This is a genomic window from Citrobacter sp. CK191 (assembly GCF_030333435.1).
Lineage (GTDB): Bacteria > Pseudomonadota > Gammaproteobacteria > Enterobacterales > Enterobacteriaceae > Citrobacter_B > Citrobacter_B koseri.
Genome location: NZ_JAOWFX010000031.1, coordinates 720,369 through 737,856, shown reverse-complemented (window position 1 = coordinate 737,856; position 17,488 = coordinate 720,369). Strand labels below are relative to the sequence as shown.

The window sequence follows — 17,488 nt, the reverse complement described above, 5'->3', positions numbered from 1 at the left end:
GCAAGTGCTATGAGTCTAACGCCACGAACGATCGTTTTAATTCCCGGGTATATGCTGAATGAAATGCTCTGGCGTGAATTTGAAACATACCTGCCAGCAAACTGTATTGTTCATCATGCTTCCGTAACCGGAGGACTAACCCTCCATGATATCGCGCAGCATATGAGTACCTGTCTGCCAGACAAATTTACGTTGATAGGTTTTTCACTGGGAGGGTACATTGCCCGGCAGTTTGCTGCAGATTTTTCGGATCGTGTGGAGTCCCTGGTACTGATTGCCAGTTCGTTACGGGAAGATACGCCATTAGAGGCGGAATCAAAGTGGCAAAGCGTGCAGTCATTGTCACCCGCAACGTTTAAGGGGCTGAGCAGCCATGCTATTACCCGGTCACTGCACCCCCTAAACGCATCAGATCGGGATATGATTTCAACTATCCAGCAAATGGGACGTTGTCTCGGATTTGAAGCCTTCATTACGCAATCGACCTTAACCCGACAAGGTATTCCTTCAGCAACGATAGGTTGTCCCACACTGGTTATTGCCAGTGAAGATGACGCCATCCGTTCCATGCAGGAAGCAGAGGAGCTGGTCGATGCCATACCTGATGCATCGTTGAGAACCATCAAGGATTGCGGTCATATGATTCCGTTCGAACAGCCTGAGGCGTTGGCGTTAACCATTACTGAATGGATCTCAGTCAGGTAAATACTGCAGTGGGTAAGGTCCGCTATTGGCACACAGCGGACAAGTGCGAAGGTCTACTATGAGCGAGAAGCAGGCATTGACGATGCCCCTGGTACAACATATATGTCGGTTGACTCAAATGCCATTCTGAAATGAATGTATGTGTAGAACCTCGCTGCAACATTTCCAGAATTGGGCATGTTTTGCCGTTTCATTTTTCAGTAACTAAATTCTTCTCTCAACAATCCAAATACCCAATCATCATGCCAGCAACCATGCAGGAAATAGTTTTTTCTTAGAGTTCCCTCCTGCTGAAATCCGACTTTATGCAATATTCTCCGCGATGCATTGTTGCCAGCTGTTACCGTAGCAGTGAGCTTACGATACCCATGCTCATCGAAAGCAAAGCGGGCAATATCTTTTAACGATTCTGTACCAAAACCTTTGCCGTGAAATTCTGATGCCAGGATAAACCCCACTTCCGCTATGCCTTCACCACGATCAATAAAGCCAGTTACACCAATTGGTATATCTGTATCCTTTCGACTCATTATCATACATAACCAGCGTTCACTGCCTTTATGCCAAGGCTGTAGACGGCTTTCAAAAGACTGGGTTCTAATCTCGTCATCAGTACGTGAATCACTAATAAAATGCATCACATGACGATCCTGATTTAATGCCAAAAAAAATGGCCAGTCTGTATGCTGGAGACAGCGATAATTGAGACTGACAGAAGAGATATGATGCATTAGATTTAATCACCTTTTTAGAGAGAGGAGTTAACAACTTTATCATTCACACCTGAATGATCAACTTTGACTGGCGCACGTATAAAGTATACAACTTCCCCTCCTGGCACGCAGCGGCTGGGCTGAGTGGTCGTCACGTCTACAGTGAGCAAGGAGCAGAATTTTTTTGAACTAATATGGCACCATTCTCTCTGCATTAGTCATGACAATTTATCTTTCTCACATAAAACTAATGTCATAAAACGGCTATTTGGATCAGACTGATAATCAGCAAACGGCTCGCAGTTAACGAAACCGTGCTTAATATAAAGTTGATGGCAAGCGGAAAACCCTGGCTGTGTCCCGGTTTCTAAACTTAAACGTCGTAGGCCTTTGATATGCGCAACCTGCAAGATATGCTGTAAAAGCTGATTCGCTACGCCACGACGCAAAAAATTTGGCGCGGTACGCATTGATTTCAGCTCACCATGTTCATCATCCAGTATTTTCAGCGCGCCAATTCCTGCGAGTTGTCCCCCTTCCCATGCTGACCAAAATATCACAGCTGGGTCACGCAGTTTTCGAATATCTAAAGCATGGCTGCTTTCTGGTGGGGACTGCTCCAGCATGCCGGAAATATGATAGGCCACTAACGCTTGCACTGCTGGATGGGAGAGATCGTCAGTTTTGATAGTGAACAAGACTTTTCCAAAAAAATTGATTACATATTTGTAACATACAAACAAGCGGCAGTATCTTTGTCTAATATCTATTTCTTATGGCACTGACCTGCACTCCGCTGATTAATACGCCGTTGCGTTAGCAATATCCCCTCCTGGCACAACGCAGTCAGTCTAAAGCGCCGTCAGGTCTGCCATAATCGTACAGCAGACCTTTTACCGGAAGCCCATTCCGAACCGCATTCTGGACGTTCTAGCGCAACAGTACCTTACCCAGCAAATAAGTTGTTGCCTGTCCGCCGATGTGGACTCGATCCCCCACTCGCTGGCAGCGTAAATCCCCGCCACGTTCGGCGCCCTGGTGCGCCAGCATTTGTGTTTTTTTCAGTTTTTCAGCCCAGTACGGAATTAGCATGCTATGTGCTGAACCTGTAACGGGGTCTTCCGCCACGGCTTCTCCCGGGCAAAAGAAACGGCTGACAAAATCGTATTTCTCTTCGCCGGGCGCGGTTATGCAAACCATTTTTCCCAGAGGGAGCATGGCATTAATGTTCGGGCGTAGCGCTTCTACCTGCCGTTGATTATCCAGCACGACCATGTAATCACGCGCCACGCGCACTTCTTTGCATTCTGTGATGCCCAACGTTTCCAGCAATAAGGACGGCGGCACGACGGGCTCGGTTTCCCAGGCTGGAAAATCAAGCGTCAACCACTCGCCGCTGCGTGCTACTGTCAATGGGCCAACAAACCGGGTATCAAAATGGATAGTCGCGCCCGGGTAATCAAGATGTTCAAAGATGACGTGCGCGGCAGCAAGTGTGGCATGCCCACACAGATTTATTTCCCCTTGAGTGGTAAACCAGCGCAACTCGAAGCCGTTTTCATTTGGGACAAAAAAAGCCGTTTCTGACTGGTTATGCTGTTTGGACATTTTCAATAATGTCTCATCAGGCAACCACTCGGTGAGCGGACACACGGCTGCGGCATTGCCGCCAAAAGTAGCCGTGCTAAAGGCATCAACCATGTAAAAATCAATTTGTTGCATAGCGCAAACCTCGAATCATTCTTTGAGCCCCCCCACTCTACCATGCCTCGACAACGCGCAATCTCGTATTTTTCATCGTTTGATGTTCGGCTTCGGCGCCATTCCGTTGCTGGCGCTGTATCCCAATACCAGACGACATTTAAACAATGTCGCAACACCCCATTGACCTTCAAGTGAACTTTAAACTTATACTTTGAAAAAGGCCAATGGGCCGGGACACCCGTCTGAAATTGTCGAAGAGGAAGTGAGATGCAAACGATTCTGGGGGCAAGCGGACAGATTGCCCGGGAACTTGCTCGCGAGTTAACGCATTCTTACAGTGCTGAACTGAGGCTTGTAAGCCGTAATCCACAGAAGGTAAATGACAGCGATAGCCTTATGCCCGCTGATTTACTGGATGCCCGTCAGACACTGGAAGCGGTTAAAGGAAGCCGCATTGTCTATTTTGCGGCGGGTCTGCCGCCGGATGCCGACCTCTGGGAACAGCAGTTTCCGGTAATACTGCAAAACGCGCTGAACGCGTGTCGGACAGTGGGGGCAAGTTTTGTTTATTTTGACAATACTTATATGTACCCACAGGACAGCAGATTGCAGACCGAGGAAACGCTGTTCCTGCCGTCAGGGCGCAAAGGGCGGGTTCGGGCCCTGATGGCAAACAAAGTGCTGGAGGAGATGCGCCGGGGCGACATCCCTGTGCTTATCGGGCGCGCGCCCGAGTTTTATGGGCCGGGGAAAACCCAGAGTTTTACCAATGCCTTAATTTTAGACAGACTTAAAGCAGGGAAAAAGCCACGCGTGCCATTACGTGACGACACGTTACGTACGCTCATATGGACTCCCGATGCCAGTCGGGCTTTAGCGCGCCTTGGCAACACCCCTGATGCCTTCGGTCAGACGTGGCACCTGCCCTGTTGCGATGAACGGCTCACCTATGCGCAGTTTGTTTCTCTGGCCTGTAACGTGTTCGGGAAAGAAACGTCATGGTCTGTCCTGAGCAAATTCGCCTTGTTCGCCGCCGGTATCTTTTCCAAAGGCCCACGGGAACTCCGGGAGCTCCTGCCCCGCTATCAACATGATAACCTGTTTGATTCATCAAAATTTAAGCGGCGATTCCCGGACTTTCAGATAACAACGTACCGTCAGGGACTGGAAACCCTTTACCGTGAATGGAAAGCGCCACTCACCGTAAAGAAAGACAAATAAACAACCACGCAGGTAGTATCGCTAATCAACCCCTGACATTAAACAGGTAGAATCAGATGAAACTCATTGAGATAACAGAAGCTGGCGGCCCTGAAGTTCTGAAGGTAAGCCAGGGAAAAATGCCGGAATGTGGCGAGAACGATGTCCTGATCTCAGTTAAAGCGGCCGGCGTAAATCGCCCGGATATTATGCAGAGAGAGGGAAAATATCCCATGCCAGAGGGTGTTACGCCGGTTCCCGGGCTGGAAGTCGCGGGTATCGTACACTCAATCGGGAAAAACGTTGCTCACTTTTCAGTTGGCGATCGCGTCTGTGCGCTCACCAATGGCGGGGGATATGCAGAATTTTGCGCCGTTCCGGCAGGTCAGGTATTGCCTGTCCCACAAAATTTAAGTTTTACAGAAGCAGCAGCGCTCCCGGAAACATTCTTTACGGTATGGGCCAATCTTTTTTCGTTAGGAAAAGTGAAAAAAGAGGATGTTGTTTTGATCCACGGTGGCGCAAGCGGCATAGGGACGACCGCGCTGGCGTTGTGTAATGCCATGAATATTAAAGCGTTCAGCACCGTCGGAAGTGACGATAAAATTCCGTTCCTGCAACAATATGGGGAAATCATTAACTACAGAACCCATGATTTTGAAGAAGAAATCCTCAGTAGAACCGACGGAAAAGGCGTTGATGTTATTCTTGATATTGTCGGCGCCGCTTATTTTAACAAGAACCTTCGCCTTCTTAAAAAGGACGGTCGGCTTGTACTGATTGGATTTATGGGGGGCAGGATGGTTAAGGAATTCGATATCCAGGAACTGATCCTTAAAAGAGCGGTGGTAACCGGTTCAACGATGAGGAGCCGGGACGCCGCTGAAAAGGAAGAAATCGCCCAACAGCTCATACAAAAAGTATGGCCTTTAATCGAAGCCGGAAAGTGTAAACCCGTCATTCACCAGATAGTTAAATTTGAGGATGTCCGTCAGGCACATACGTTACTGGATGCCGGAACTCATATCGGTAAAGTTATCCTTACCCTTGAATAAGCGCAAAGGGCGGGAGCATCCCCTGTCCCGCCCTGAGCAATTATACAATCCTCAGCGGGCCAGCCCCTGGTAACCGGGTTATCAGATTTGCGCCCATTAACGTTGCCGGCGTGTAGGCCCCTCCTGCAATCCGGTTCATCATCAGGTGCTCAACCACCGCTAACGCCCCCATAATGGTCAGGGTATAACCATTCGGTGTACGGATACGGGCAGTTTTTTTGTCGCCACGGGCGTTGATGGCCTCTCCCCACACAAAAGAGGGCGTCTGTTCACGTTTCATTTCTCCGGGGCCTTTCACCGTTCGGGATATATAAGCCTTGAGGAGCTTCTGAACCCACGCCAGTCGCAGCAATGGCCTGATGTAGTTTGCTCTCCGGGCCTGGGAAATCATGCGCGTCGACCCCGGCACAAAGACCTGAATGTCTGGAATACCTGTCGTGTAATACGCCGTGGACACGTCCCCCCAGGGGATTGTCATCGCGTCCTTCTCGCCATCGCCGAAGTCAATACGGCGAACTTCATAAGCAAGCGGCACGGTAATGATCTTCCCTCCTCGCCGAATTTTTCCGCCCTGCGCCAACCCCTCGATCGCTGTTTTCGCCGTACCCGGAGAAAAAACAGAGCGTGAATCGAATCCCAGGTTAAGGCGGATCGCATCCGGCAGGGCCTCCTTCAGGGCGGCCACCACGCAGTCCGTAGGAATAACGTCAAACCCGACGCCGGGGCACAATACAACACCGGCATCCCGGGCACGGGTATTCAGCAGTTGTGCCGCTTCGAACACGCCTATCTCCCCTGTAATATCAAGATAATGGGTTCGGGTTTGCAGGCAGGCCTCCATCAAAGGCGCCGCAGTAGCGGAGAACGGCCCCGCACAATTTAATACCAGAGCACACCCTTCGAGCTGTCTGAGCAGTTCAGCCGGATTATCAAGGGCGAAGGCGTGAGCCTCAAGCCCGAGATTGCAAGCCAGAGAGTCTATCGTTTCTTGCCTGCGCCCCGCCAGAACTGGCCTGAATCCTCGCCGTACGGCCTCACGGGCAATCATTTCTCCGGTATAACCGTTCGCGCCATAGATCATCCAGCGCGGAAATTCTGGATGGGAATGTTGCTCATTCATTGCATTGACCCCTTTAATAAATAAATTGCCCGGCTTACGTCACAGCATAACCTTAAAGTTAACTTCAAGGTCAATATACCCGTCATACTTCACGTTGCATGTACATTGGTTGCGCCGTAACGGTGACAGTTCAAATCTGAGCCAGGAGGTATAACGTAATGATTAAATTCACCAGCGAATGATAAAGCCAATACCATTACTTTTATTCCGCCTTATTTTTATTCGTCATTGATTGTCAGACGGCAAAATAACGATTAAAATAGTTTCTATCGCATTCACCCTTCGTTGAATCCTTCTCATTACATCTTCAGAGAAATCGTCAGTCATGATTATCAGACCAGAGCAACATTGGTTTTTTCGATTATTTGATTGGCATGGCTCGGTATTGTCAAAAATAACATTTCGGTTATTTTTAAACCTTGTCATGTCAGCTATCGCAATTATCATTTATCAATGGTATGAGCAACTGGGCATCCACTTAACCGTTGCCCCTTTTAGCCTGCTGGGGATCGCAATCGCTATCTTTCTTGGCTTTCGCAACAGCGCCAGCTACAGCCGTTTCGTTGAGGCACGGGGACTGTGGGGAACCTTACTGATTGCCGAGCGTTCCATCATCCGTCAGTTAAAAAATTTGTTGCCGAATGACGTTGAGCTACATAAAAGAATTTCAGGTTATCTGATTGCCCTTTGCTGGAGCCTGAAACATGAATTACGTAAAACCGACGCCGGATATGATATGTACCGAATTCTGCCCCGGCATATTCTTACCCAGGTCATGTTCAGCCCGATGAAAACCAACCGGATATTATTATTGATCGGCGATGAAATGGCGGCATTGCGTAAACAAGGCAAGCTGAGCGATATTACATTTGGCCTCATCGATAATAAAATAGATGAAATCGCCCACGTTATTGGCGGCTGTGAACGAATTGCAAATACCCCGGTGCCGTTTGCTTATACATTAATACTCCAGCGAACTGTTTATCTTTTTTGTACCCTTCTTCCTTTTGCGCTGGTTGGCGACCTGCATTACATGACGCCATTCGTGTCCGTTTTTATTTCCTATACCTTTTTATCCTGGGATTCCCTGGCGGAAGAACTTGAAGATCCCTTTGGCACATCGGCTAACGATTTACCGCTCAACGCGATTTGCAACACCATTGAGCGCAATCTGAAAGAGATGACCGGGCAACAGCCCCTGCCGGAGCCGCATCAGCCCGATCGCTACTTCAATCTGACCTGAGTCCATTGCCCGCTACCCACCAATGTACGACAGGTTTTGCGTAATGCCGGTGTTCCCCTGATGTAAAAAATGCGTCTGTTTTTTATGCGTCAGCGCATCGGCAATACGCATCTTAAGGGCATCCTGCTGCGTATCGTCTTGCAGCACGTCTCGTAAATCGACCCCGCCATCACCAAAAAGACATAAATGCAGTTTGCCGATGGAAGAGACGCGCAGCCGGTTGCAACTGGCGCAGAACGTTTTTTCATAGGGCATGATCAGGCCGATTTCGCCTGCAAAGTCCGGGTGGCAAAAGACCTGTGCCGGGCCATCGCTGCGCTGGCGAATCTGGCGCACCCAGCCGCGTCGCAGCAGTTCATCACGCAGCACCACGCCCGAAATATGATGGCGTTGAAACAGCTCGCTGCCCTCACCCGTTTCCATCAGTTCGATAAAGCGCAACTGAATGCGACGAGGCTTAATCCAGGCCAGAAACGTGTCCAGTTGATGATGATTCACATCGCGCATCAGAACCGTATTCACCTTGACCTTTTCAAAACCGGCGGCAAACGCCGCATCAATACCGTTCATCACGTCCTGAAATTTATCCTGCCCGGTGATGGCATAAAACTGGCGAGCGTCCAGACTGTCCACGCTGACGTTGATGGCGGTTAATCCGGCCTCACTCCAGCGTGCGACGTCACGCGCCAGGCGATAGCCATTGGTCGTTATCGCAATCTGGCGAATCGCCGCATTTTCACGCACCGCCGCGATAATATCGATAAAGTCGCGGCGCAAGGAGGGTTCCCCGCCGGTAAGACGGACTTTTTCCGTACCCAGCGCGGAGAACGCGCGGGTGACGCGGCGAACTTCATCCACCGACAAGAATGACTTGTTACTCACGCCGCCGGGTTTGTACCCGTCCGGCAGACAGTAGGTACAACGAAAATTGCACACATCGGTAACGGACAGACGTAAATAGGTGAATTTACGCTGCCATGAGTCCATAAGCGGTTGCATAGATAACCTCGGGAGACAACGAACAGGCAGGCCACATCACGCTGATGTGGCCTGAGACAGGAAGTAAGACGTGTTAGTGGGTTTTCATCCCCGCCGCCAGCATCAGCAGCTTAAACCCGGATGCGACGACGGCCAGCGCCATAACGCTTGCCGCCCAGATGATGACCATCCAGCCCACCCTTTTCCACCAGACGCGTGGGGCGGTATCCGCAGGTTTAGCGTGCTCTGTGTCTGATAGTGAAGCCATTAATGATACCCCTCATCAGGATTAATTTTTCCGCGAAAGACGTAGTAACTCCAGCAGGTGTACATCAGAATCACCGGGATAATCAGTAACCCGCCCACCAGCATAAAGCCCTGGCTTTGCGGCGGTGACGCGGCCTGCCAGATAGAGATCGACGGCGGAATGATATTGGGCCAGATGCTGATGCCCAGCCCGCTGAATCCCAGGAAAATCAGTCCAAGGGTCAGCATAAACGGCCCATAGCTCGCTTTGCGGTTATAGGCGGAACGCACAATTCCCCAGCAGCAAACCAGCACTAACAGCGGGACAGGCGCAAACCAGATGATCTCTGGCAGGCTGAACCAGCGTTGAGCAATCGCCGGATGCGTCAACGGCGTCCACAGGCTGATAATGACGATGATCGCCAGCAGCAGCAGCGTCAGGATAATCGCCTTCTCCGACATGCTTCGGTGCAGCGGGCCTTCCGTTTTCATGATAAGCCAGGTGCAGCCCAGTAACGCATAGGCCACCACCAGCCCCACGCCGCAGAACAGCGGGAAAGGCGCCAGCCAGTCCATCGTCGAGCCGCTGAACGCCCGTCCGGTTACCTGCAAGCCGTTAACCAGCGTTCCCACGGCGACGCCCTGGCTGAAGGTTGCCAGCACAGAACCGCCGATAAAGGCTTTATCCCAAAGCGGGCGGTGTTCCGGCGTCGCTTTAAAGCGAAATTCAAACGCCACGCCCCGGAAAATCAGCCCCAGCAGCATGGCGGTTAACGGCACGCTGAGCGCATCGACAATCACCGCATAAGCCAACGGAAACGCGCCATATAACGCCGCGCCGCCCAGCACCATCCAGGTTTCATTGCCATCCCAGACGGGGGCCACGGTATTCATCATCATGTCGCGCTCTTTCTCGTTCTTATTGAACGGAAAAAGAATGCCGATCCCCAGATCAAAGCCGTCCATCACGATGTACATCAACGTTGCGAAAACAATGATGACGAACCAGATTATTGACAGGTCGATGCCCATTTTATTCTCCCCTGCGTGTGTTCATGGGTTCGCTCACCGCCGATAACGGACGCGCTGGCGTACCCCCCTGAGCGATATCATGCGCATGTTCGCGCACTGGCCCCTTTTTGATCAGCCGCACCAGGTAGAGGTAGCCCACCCCAAAGACGGACGAATAGACGAGGATGAACGCCAGCAGGCTGACGGACATGTGCATGTCGCCGTGTGCGGAAACAGCATCACGCGTGCGCTGCAAACCGTAGACCACCCACGGCTGGCGGCCAATCTCGGTGGTAAACCAGCCCGCCAGAATAGCGATTAACCCCGATGGCCCCATGCAGAATACGAACCACAGGAAAGGACGACACTGATACAACCGGCCACGCCAGCGCAGCCACGCGCTCGCCACCCCGGTCAGGATCATCAGCATCCCCAGCCCCGCCATTATCCTGAACGACCAGAAAATGATGGTTGAGTTCGGGCGATCCTCTTTCGGGAACGACTTCAGCGCGGGCACTTGTTTGTCGAGGCTGTGCGTCAGAATCAGGCTTCCCAGATAAGGGATTTCAAGGCTGTACTTCGTTTTTTCCGCGTCCATATCCGGCACGCCAAACAGAACCAACGGCGTGGCTTCGCCTGGCGGGTTTTCCCAGTGCCCTTCAATCGCCGCAATTTTCGCCGGCTGATGTTCCAGCGTATTGAGACCGTGCGCATCGCCAATCACCGCCTGAACCGGTGCGACAAACAGCGCCATCCACAACGCCATCGAAAACATCTTTCTGATCGCGGGCGTGTCGTTTCCTTTCAGCAAATGCCAGGCCGCCGAGGCGCCGACGAAGAACGCGCTCGCCAGAAACGCCGCCGTGGACATATGCAATAAACGGTACGGGAACGACGGGTTAAAGACGATGGCCATCCAGTCCACCGGCACGACAACGCCATTCTCAATCGCGTAACCCTGCGGCGTTTGCATCCAGCTATTGGAAGAGAGGATCCAGAACGTTGAAAACAAGGTTCCCAGCGCAACCATACAGGTCGCGAAGAAATGCAGCCCCGGCCCGACGCGCTTCCAGCCGAACAGCATCACGCCCAGAAAGCCCGCCTCAAGGAAGAATGCCGTCAGAACTTCATACGTCAGCAACGGACCGGTGATACTTCCGGCAAATTGTGAAAAGCCGCTCCAGTTAGTCCCGAACTGGTAAGCCATGACCAGGCCTGAGACCACCCCCATCCCAAAATTGACGGCAAAGATCTTTGACCAAAAGTGATAAAGGTCGCGATACGTTTCATTTTTGGTTTTGAGCCATAGCCCTTCAAGGACGGCGAGAAAACTTGCCAGGCCAATTGTTATTGCGGGAAAAAGAATGTGAAAAGATACGGTAAAGGCAAATTGTATCCTCGCAAGGTGAAAAGCATCTATTCCAAACATAATTCCCCCCACGGAGTCGACATTGACTGATTTATTTTGTACAACGCTTTCATTTCCAGCCTTTTTCTTTGATTAATAGCGATTTTCTGAATATTTCAGAGCAGGTGAATCTAATAATTTTCGGCGTGTTTAATTAGTCTCAAACAATTATTCAAAAAGTTCAAATAGGTTAAATTTAATAAGTGATAGATAACATTTATTATGATAATGATAAAATCCTGTTATAATTTCTTTAAATCGACAGCACAGACGCCGCATAATCCGGGCAAACCCCGCGAATTAACTGGGTTTCACCATCTGTTATATAAAATTTTATATAACGAATAATAAAAGATGTTGCTGTTATCTCCCGTGTAGAGACAACTGTTTGTATTTATTAATCATCACCATTACCCATTTTTTAAATAAGGTTAATGGCTTTTCAAATGGATATTTGTCCGGCTGGCTTTTATTTATATAACGCGCAGCCGCTAAACGTAATTGTTAAATACACTGGAATAACCCTACCTGTTATGTAGCTATTTCAGGATGCCAATGTGACCAGAATAGTCAGGAGTTCATATGAATAAGAAAAGACGTTCAGTTCCCGGAGTCAGACACTATGACGGTCCTGCTGGCGGCTGGGGCGCGTTAAAAGCAACGGCCATTGCCGTCCGTACGCAGATGGACGCGCTTGAAGCACCCGTTACCCTGTTGCGCACAAACCAGCCAGACGGCTTTGACTGCCCAGGATGCGCATGGCCGGATAAAGAACATAAATCAACGTTTCAGTTTTGCGAAAACGGTGCGAAGGCCGTAACGTGGGAAGCGACAAGCAAGCGCGTCACACCGGCGTTTCTGGCCAAAAATACCGTCAGCGCGCTGCTGAAGAAAACAGATTTCGAACTTGAAGGGTATGGTCGCCTGACTCATCCGCTGGCCTATCACAAAGAAAGCGACACATTTCGCCCTGTCGAATGGGAACAGGCCTTTGCCCGCATCGGCGAAGTGCTTCGCGGCCTCTCCCCTGAACAGGTGGAATTTTACACGTCCGGTCGCGCCTCCAACGAAGCGGCATATCTGTTCCAGCTTTTTGCGCGCGAATACGGCAGCAACAATTTTCCCGACTGTTCCAATATGTGCCACGAAGCCACCAGCGTAGGCCTGCCGCGCTCAATTGGCATCGGTAAAGGAACCGTATCGCTGGATGATTTTGAAAAGACGGAACTGGTGATCGCCATCGGCCATAACCCAGGGACAAACCATCCCCGTATGATGGGGACGCTGCACGAGCTTGCGCGCCGCGACGTGCCGATTATCGTCTTTAACCCGCTGCGAGAAAGAGCGCTGGAACGCTTTGCCGACCCGCAGAGCATCATCGAAATGGCGACCTACAGCTCAACCGACATCGCCTCAACCTATTTCCAGGTCAGAGCTGGCGGCGATGCCGCCGCGCTGAAAGGCATTGCCAAACATGTGTTGCAGCTGGAAGCCGAGCGTGGCGATGTTCTGGATCGCGAGTTTATCGCCGCCCATACGCTGGGCTTTGACGATTTTGCCGCAGATATTGCCGCAACCTCCTGGGAATCCATTGAGCGCGAATCAGGTTTAAACCGTGAGCAACTGGAAAAAGTCGCGGAAGCCTACGCCAGGTCCAACGCCACCATCATCACCTACGGCATGGGCATTACCCAGCATAACAAAGGGACGGCGAACGTGCGTCTGATTGCCGACCTGCTGTTAATGCGCGGCAATATTGGCAAACCCGGCGCAGGTATTTGCCCGCTTCGCGGACACTCCAACGTTCAGGGGAACCGCACCGTCGGCATTACCGAGAAACCGGCGCCAGAATTCCTCGAACGGTTGAGCGACGTTTTCGGGTTTGTTCCCCCGTCGAAACACGGACACGACGCCGTACAGGCGACGCAGGCCATGATCGACGGGCGCGCCAGGGCGCTGATCTGCCTGGGCGGTAACTTTGCCGTGGCAATGCCCGATCACGAACAGGGGTTCCCGGCAATGCACGGGCTGGACTTGAGCGTCCACATCGGCACCAAATTGAACCGAACGCATCTGCTGGTCGGGAAAGAGACGTTCATCTTCCCCTGCCTCGGACGCACCGAACTGGATATTCAGCGCACCGGCAGACAATCCATCACGGTAGAAGATTCTATGTCGATGGTGCATGCCTCCTCCGGCAAACTGAAACCGGCGTCGCCGTTATTGCGTTCGGAACCAGCCATTATTGCCGGAATGGCGAAAGCCACGCTGACAAACAGCAAAATCGGCTGGATGGAGCTGGTTGCTGATTACGATCTCATCCGCGAACTGATTGAACAAACCATTCCCGGTTTCGACAATTACAACGATCGTATCCGGGTGCCTGGCGGTTTCCGTATGCCGCTGCCGCCGACCGAACGCGTCTGGCCGACATCGACGGGCAAAGCCATGTTCTCCGTATTCCACGGCGTTAACGAGAACGTGACCGGCGAAGGTGAAAATACGCTGCGTCTGATTACCCTGCGAAGTCACGATCAGTACAACACCACCATTTACGCGATGGACGATCGTTATCGCGGCGTATTTGGCCGTCGTGACATTATCTTTATGAACGAAGGCGATATGGAGCAGTTAGGGCTTGAACATGGCGATCGCGTCGATATCCGAACGGCCCTGCCTGACAGCGATCTCTGCCTGGAAGATATCACCGTCGTGGCCTACAGCATTGCGGCAGGTTCTGTCGGCGCCTATTATCCTGAGGCCAATGTTCTGGTTCCGCTCAATTATATTGATAAAGAGAGCGGTACGCCTTCTTATAAATCCGTACCGGTAAATATCACCTTGCGTTCAAAAGAAATTCGCGCGCTGTAAAATTCGCCCCTTATTCATGGCGTTCTGCTGAATAAGGGGATTTATTTTTCAGCCACTGACGCGCAGAAACGGTATTGTTACGCCGCAATTCGGTTACAAAATTTATACATTCATGCAATAATGTGAACCCATGTCGTAGCGCAAACGGCTGCCGGAGCCTCTTCTTTGCCCCCAACAGACCGTCTGCCGAAGAGATGAATGATGGACATAAAACAACTCAAATATTTAATCGCGCTGGATCAGACCCGTCACTTTGGTAAGGCCGCATCGCAGTGTAATATCACGCAACCCACCCTCTCCATGCGCATTCGCAATCTGGAGGAGGAACTTGGTCTGGTGCTTATCGTTCGCGGGCAACGCTTTGAAGGCTTTACCCCGGAAGGCGAACGTATTCTGGCATGGGCAAAATCCCTGCTGGCCGCGCACGATGGCTTACAGGCCGAGGCCGCGCTCTGCAAAGGACAGGTTGTCGGCGTGCTCCGTCTGGGTATGGTGCCGCTCGCCAGCGTCGATCCTATGCTGTTTATTCGCGAATTAACCCCCAAATACCCGGAACTGCAATTTAGTCTCTATTCCATGACCTCGGAGCAAATTGCCGAAGGCGTAAACAGCAACCAGCTGGAGCTGGGAATATGTTATCTGAATAACATTGATGTCAGTCCGTTTGATGTTATCCCGTTAGCGAAAACCCGGATGGGTCTGCTGCACGACACGCGCCATTTTAAAATAGAAAATGAGAGCCTCTCCTGGAACGATCTCATTAATTTCCCGCTGGGTTTTCTGACCAAAGGTATGCATTACAGAGAGCACATGGATATGAGTTTTAAATCAGCCGGAATCTCGCCTAAGCATATTTTCGAAAGCGATTCGACATTCCAGATTATTCAGGCCGTGCAGCGTGGCATATGTTGCGCCATTATGCCGCTCAATAATGGGCTGGAGAATTTAAACAGTAATTTCCATATTACGCCGGTCGTCAATTCCAACATTGAAGCCCCTGTCGGCCTGATCATGCGTAAGCAAGCGCCGGTTTCTTCGCTCGCGCTGCGCTGCTTTACGGACGCGCGCGACATCTACGCCGCCCACAACCCACAGCATTCGTAATACCCGCAATCCGCGCCTTTGCGTGGATTGCTTACACAAGCCATCCATCGTCATCATTGCAGGATTCGCACATGCCGTTTCTGTGCCGGTTTTTTTCCTTTACCGCATTTAAAAACAGTAATAACTCACGATCGGTTCTTAAGCGGAATTTCGTCATTAACGCGTTTCGATGCGCCAGCACCGTTTTCTGACCGATCGCCATTTTGTAAGCAATCTGCTTTGACGTCATCCCCGCATAAAGAAAGGCAGCGAGCTGGTTTTGTTGCCCGGTAAGCGTCTTATGCGGGCAATGTCCGCAGTGGTGTACGGCATGGGGCGTTTTTGCCTGCTGTAAAGAAAACCAATGCTGCTTAATCACTTTACTGATCTTACTGACGCTTGCATTGAGCGGAATAAACACGATGTTTCCTATACAGGAGGGAATTTCTCCTCGCGCGGGAATATGTTTTTTATCCACCAGGCCAATCATCAGGCGTGGCGCACGAAATCGCATTTCAGCATGACAAATATACTGTTCACCGGGGTGCAGCAGCAGAATTAAGATATCGGCACAGGCGGCGTTTGCGTGGTCATAGTCGTTAAAGGTGAGCGTGGTCCGATTCAGGTTCGGTGGAAATATTTCGCACAGTAACGCGCGCAATCCGTATTGATAAAAACGATCCTGACATCTGATGACAATATTCATGTATACGCGGCTCCGGGTAATAATTACTGATAGCTCAATGAAACCGTCACAACCGAATCAATGGTTCCCGGTGAGACCTGCCCTTGTTCACTGTAGAGCCGGGCGCGTAAATTCCAGGTGTAACGCTGTGCGACAATTTCACTGGTCAGAACCTGACCGTCGCCCAGCGGTCGACCGTCCGCCGCCTGCAACTGTATCGCGACAGGGGTAGCGGTTCCCAGATTGCGATACATATCATCGCGATGCATGTCATCAGCGTTGCCGTTAAACTGAATCATCACGCCGGTTGTGCCTTCCGGGCAATGTTCAATGCTGAAATCAAAACTGACCCACGGCGTCGTTGACCCTGCGGTATACATTGATGAAGCCGTTACCGGACTCCCCGCCGTTAAATCAACGGTTTTAGTGATGCTGTCGCTGCTCACCTGACACGGCGCGGCTTTCACATTCCCTTTGATGTTTAATGCGATCGGATCGCCCTGACCCCATACCTGACCAGTAAGCAGCATCAGGGTCAGCAGCCAGCGTTTTCTTCCAGGCATACTTTTTCCTTGGGTTATTGGTAGGTAATATTCAACGTGGCGGTGGCATTCGCGCTGCCCGGCTTCACCTGGCTTTTGGTCTGGTAATAACGCGCCACCAGCGGAAATGTCTCCTGCCCGCCTGCGGATTTTTTCAATACGATGCGGTTATTCAGTTGCAGCGGCGCATCGTTATAAACTATCTGGACCCCCACGCCGTCTGCCGTTTCGGAGCTACCCTGCCCGGTCAGCGCCAGAACGCTGGTGTCAGCCGGTGCGTCAGGGTTTTGCGTTCCCGCCAGTTCAACATTGATATTCGCCCCCGGATCGCAGTTCAGCCCCAGATTTTGCGTATCGCTGTGCGACAGCACGGCTCCGGGCTGGCCGGTGAACTCGGCGGCATTAATATCACCGAGCTGAAAATTAAGAATCTGGCTGGAAAACGAACATGCGAGCGCCGTCACCTGGGTATCGGCGCCCATTGAAATCTGCATAAAAGAATGATCCGGCGTACCAAACCATCCCTGTGCAACCACTCCCGGCGTCAAATATCCCGATTGGATCGTTGCTGTTTTAATCAGCATCACGTCATAGTTACCGAGGTTATAGATATAGCTGGCGCCATTTGACGGCAGCACAAAATCCCCTGCGGGAATGGATAGCCTGATTCCCACCCCTTTCAGATTGGTGTTGTAAACATGATTTATCGGCGAAGGCGTCGCTGACAGGTAATTGATCGCATAAGCACCGTTACAATAGACGGCACCGCCAGGCGCCGTGACCAACAGTTTGGCATACCCGGAGACCCTGGCGCGGGCGATTTCTGCCCCTACCGGCGCATCTCGCTGCACGACAATATTCCCCATTGAGACGGTATTAAATAGTGTCGTATTCACGGTACAGTCATCGGCAACGCTGAGCCCT

At 51.2% G+C, this 17,488-nt stretch carries 17 protein-coding genes; 6 read left to right on the top strand and 11 right to left on the bottom strand.

Annotated features, from left to right (window positions below; translation table 11 throughout):
* Positions 1-9 precede the first annotated feature (9 nt).
* Positions 10-705, top strand: coding sequence for an alpha/beta fold hydrolase (locus tag OGV82_RS15230; RefSeq protein ID WP_047462815.1), 696 nt, complete (start codon positions 10-12; stop codon positions 703-705).
* Between the two features lie 197 nt (positions 706-902).
* Here the strand turns inward: OGV82_RS15230 and OGV82_RS15225 are convergent, their stop codons facing one another.
* From OGV82_RS15225 to OGV82_RS15215, 3 genes are all read right to left on the bottom strand, one after another.
* On the bottom strand, positions 903-1,436 hold the full coding sequence (locus OGV82_RS15225) for a GNAT family N-acetyltransferase (protein WP_047463351.1): 534 nt from the start codon (positions 1,434-1,436) through the stop codon (positions 903-905).
* Positions 1,437-1,636: 200 nt separating this feature from the next.
* Positions 1,637-2,116 carry a GNAT family N-acetyltransferase gene (locus OGV82_RS15220; RefSeq protein WP_047464037.1) on the bottom strand — a complete coding sequence of 160 codons (480 nt, stop codon included), beginning with the start codon at positions 2,114-2,116 and terminating at the stop codon, positions 1,637-1,639.
* Positions 2,117-2,348: 232 nt separating this feature from the next.
* Complete coding sequence (locus OGV82_RS15215; RefSeq protein ID WP_047463348.1) at positions 2,349-3,140, bottom strand: PhzF family phenazine biosynthesis protein; 792 nt, start codon at positions 3,138-3,140, stop codon at positions 2,349-2,351.
* Between the two features lie 249 nt (positions 3,141-3,389).
* Between OGV82_RS15215 and OGV82_RS15210 the strand changes: the two genes are divergently transcribed.
* Together OGV82_RS15210 and OGV82_RS15205 are read left to right on the top strand one after the other, a co-directional pair.
* Positions 3,390-4,343 (top strand): NAD-dependent epimerase/dehydratase family protein, encoded by a 954-nt coding sequence (locus OGV82_RS15210; protein WP_047463345.1) that lies wholly within the window; start codon positions 3,390-3,392, stop codon positions 4,341-4,343.
* 56 nt (positions 4,344-4,399) lie between these two features.
* Positions 4,400-5,377, top strand: a complete 978-nt coding sequence (locus tag OGV82_RS15205; protein WP_047463342.1) for an NAD(P)H-quinone oxidoreductase — start codon at positions 4,400-4,402, stop codon at positions 5,375-5,377.
* A gap of 40 nt (positions 5,378-5,417) precedes the next feature.
* On the opposite strand, the gene OGV82_RS15200 is transcribed toward OGV82_RS15205, so the two are convergent.
* Positions 5,418-6,497: a saccharopine dehydrogenase family protein gene (locus OGV82_RS15200; protein ID WP_047463340.1), complete on the bottom strand. Its 1,080-nt coding sequence runs from the start codon at positions 6,495-6,497 to the stop codon at positions 5,418-5,420.
* 325 nt (positions 6,498-6,822) lie between these two features.
* Here OGV82_RS15200 and OGV82_RS15195 point away from each other — a divergent pair, with 325 nt between their 5' ends.
* Positions 6,823-7,740: a bestrophin family protein gene (locus OGV82_RS15195; RefSeq protein ID WP_047463338.1), complete on the top strand. Its 918-nt coding sequence runs from the start codon at positions 6,823-6,825 to the stop codon at positions 7,738-7,740.
* 12 nt (positions 7,741-7,752) lie between these two features.
* Here OGV82_RS15195 and moaA read toward each other — a convergent pair whose 3' ends face one another.
* From moaA to OGV82_RS15175, 4 genes are all read right to left on the bottom strand, one after another.
* The gene (moaA, locus tag OGV82_RS15190) at positions 7,753-8,739 is read right to left on the bottom strand and encodes a GTP 3',8-cyclase MoaA (protein WP_047463335.1); all 987 of its coding nucleotides are present in this window, start codon (positions 8,737-8,739) and stop codon (positions 7,753-7,755) included.
* A gap of 73 nt (positions 8,740-8,812) precedes the next feature.
* Entirely contained in the window at positions 8,813-8,986 is a 174-nt protein-coding gene (locus OGV82_RS15185; protein WP_012132122.1) for a DUF2474 domain-containing protein, read from the bottom strand.
* Positions 8,986-9,996, bottom strand: a complete 1,011-nt coding sequence (gene cydB / locus OGV82_RS15180; protein WP_047463333.1) for a cytochrome d ubiquinol oxidase subunit II — start codon at positions 9,994-9,996, stop codon at positions 8,986-8,988. The genes OGV82_RS15185 and cydB overlap by 1 nt, the downstream gene beginning before the upstream one ends.
* Before the next feature lies 1 nt (position 9,997).
* On the bottom strand, positions 9,998-11,404 hold the full coding sequence (locus OGV82_RS15175) for a cytochrome ubiquinol oxidase subunit I (protein WP_047463330.1): 1,407 nt from the start codon (positions 11,402-11,404) through the stop codon (positions 9,998-10,000).
* A 561-nt stretch (positions 11,405-11,965) separates the two neighbouring features.
* Here OGV82_RS15175 and OGV82_RS15170 point away from each other — a divergent pair.
* Positions 11,966-14,254 carry an FdhF/YdeP family oxidoreductase gene (locus OGV82_RS15170; RefSeq protein WP_012132117.1) on the top strand — a complete coding sequence of 763 codons (2,289 nt, stop codon included), beginning with the start codon at positions 11,966-11,968 and terminating at the stop codon, positions 14,252-14,254.
* Positions 14,255-14,455: 201 nt separating this feature from the next.
* Positions 14,456-15,358, top strand: coding sequence for a LysR family transcriptional regulator (locus OGV82_RS15165; protein ID WP_024130280.1), 903 nt, complete (start codon positions 14,456-14,458; stop codon positions 15,356-15,358).
* A gap of 31 nt (positions 15,359-15,389) precedes the next feature.
* Here OGV82_RS15165 and OGV82_RS15160 read toward each other — a convergent pair whose 3' ends face one another.
* From OGV82_RS15160 to OGV82_RS15150, 3 genes are read right to left on the bottom strand one after another with little or no spacing between them, the layout of a single operon-like run.
* Complete coding sequence (locus OGV82_RS15160; protein WP_047463327.1) at positions 15,390-16,043, bottom strand: helix-turn-helix transcriptional regulator; 654 nt, start codon at positions 16,041-16,043, stop codon at positions 15,390-15,392.
* 23 nt (positions 16,044-16,066) lie between these two features.
* Entirely contained in the window at positions 16,067-16,585 is a 519-nt protein-coding gene (locus OGV82_RS15155) for a fimbrial protein (RefSeq protein WP_047463324.1), read from the bottom strand.
* Positions 16,586-16,599: 14 nt separating this feature from the next.
* Positions 16,600-17,460, bottom strand: coding sequence for a fimbrial protein (locus OGV82_RS15150; RefSeq protein WP_227657983.1), 861 nt, complete (start codon positions 17,458-17,460; stop codon positions 16,600-16,602).
* Between the last annotated feature and the right edge of the window lie 28 nt (positions 17,461-17,488).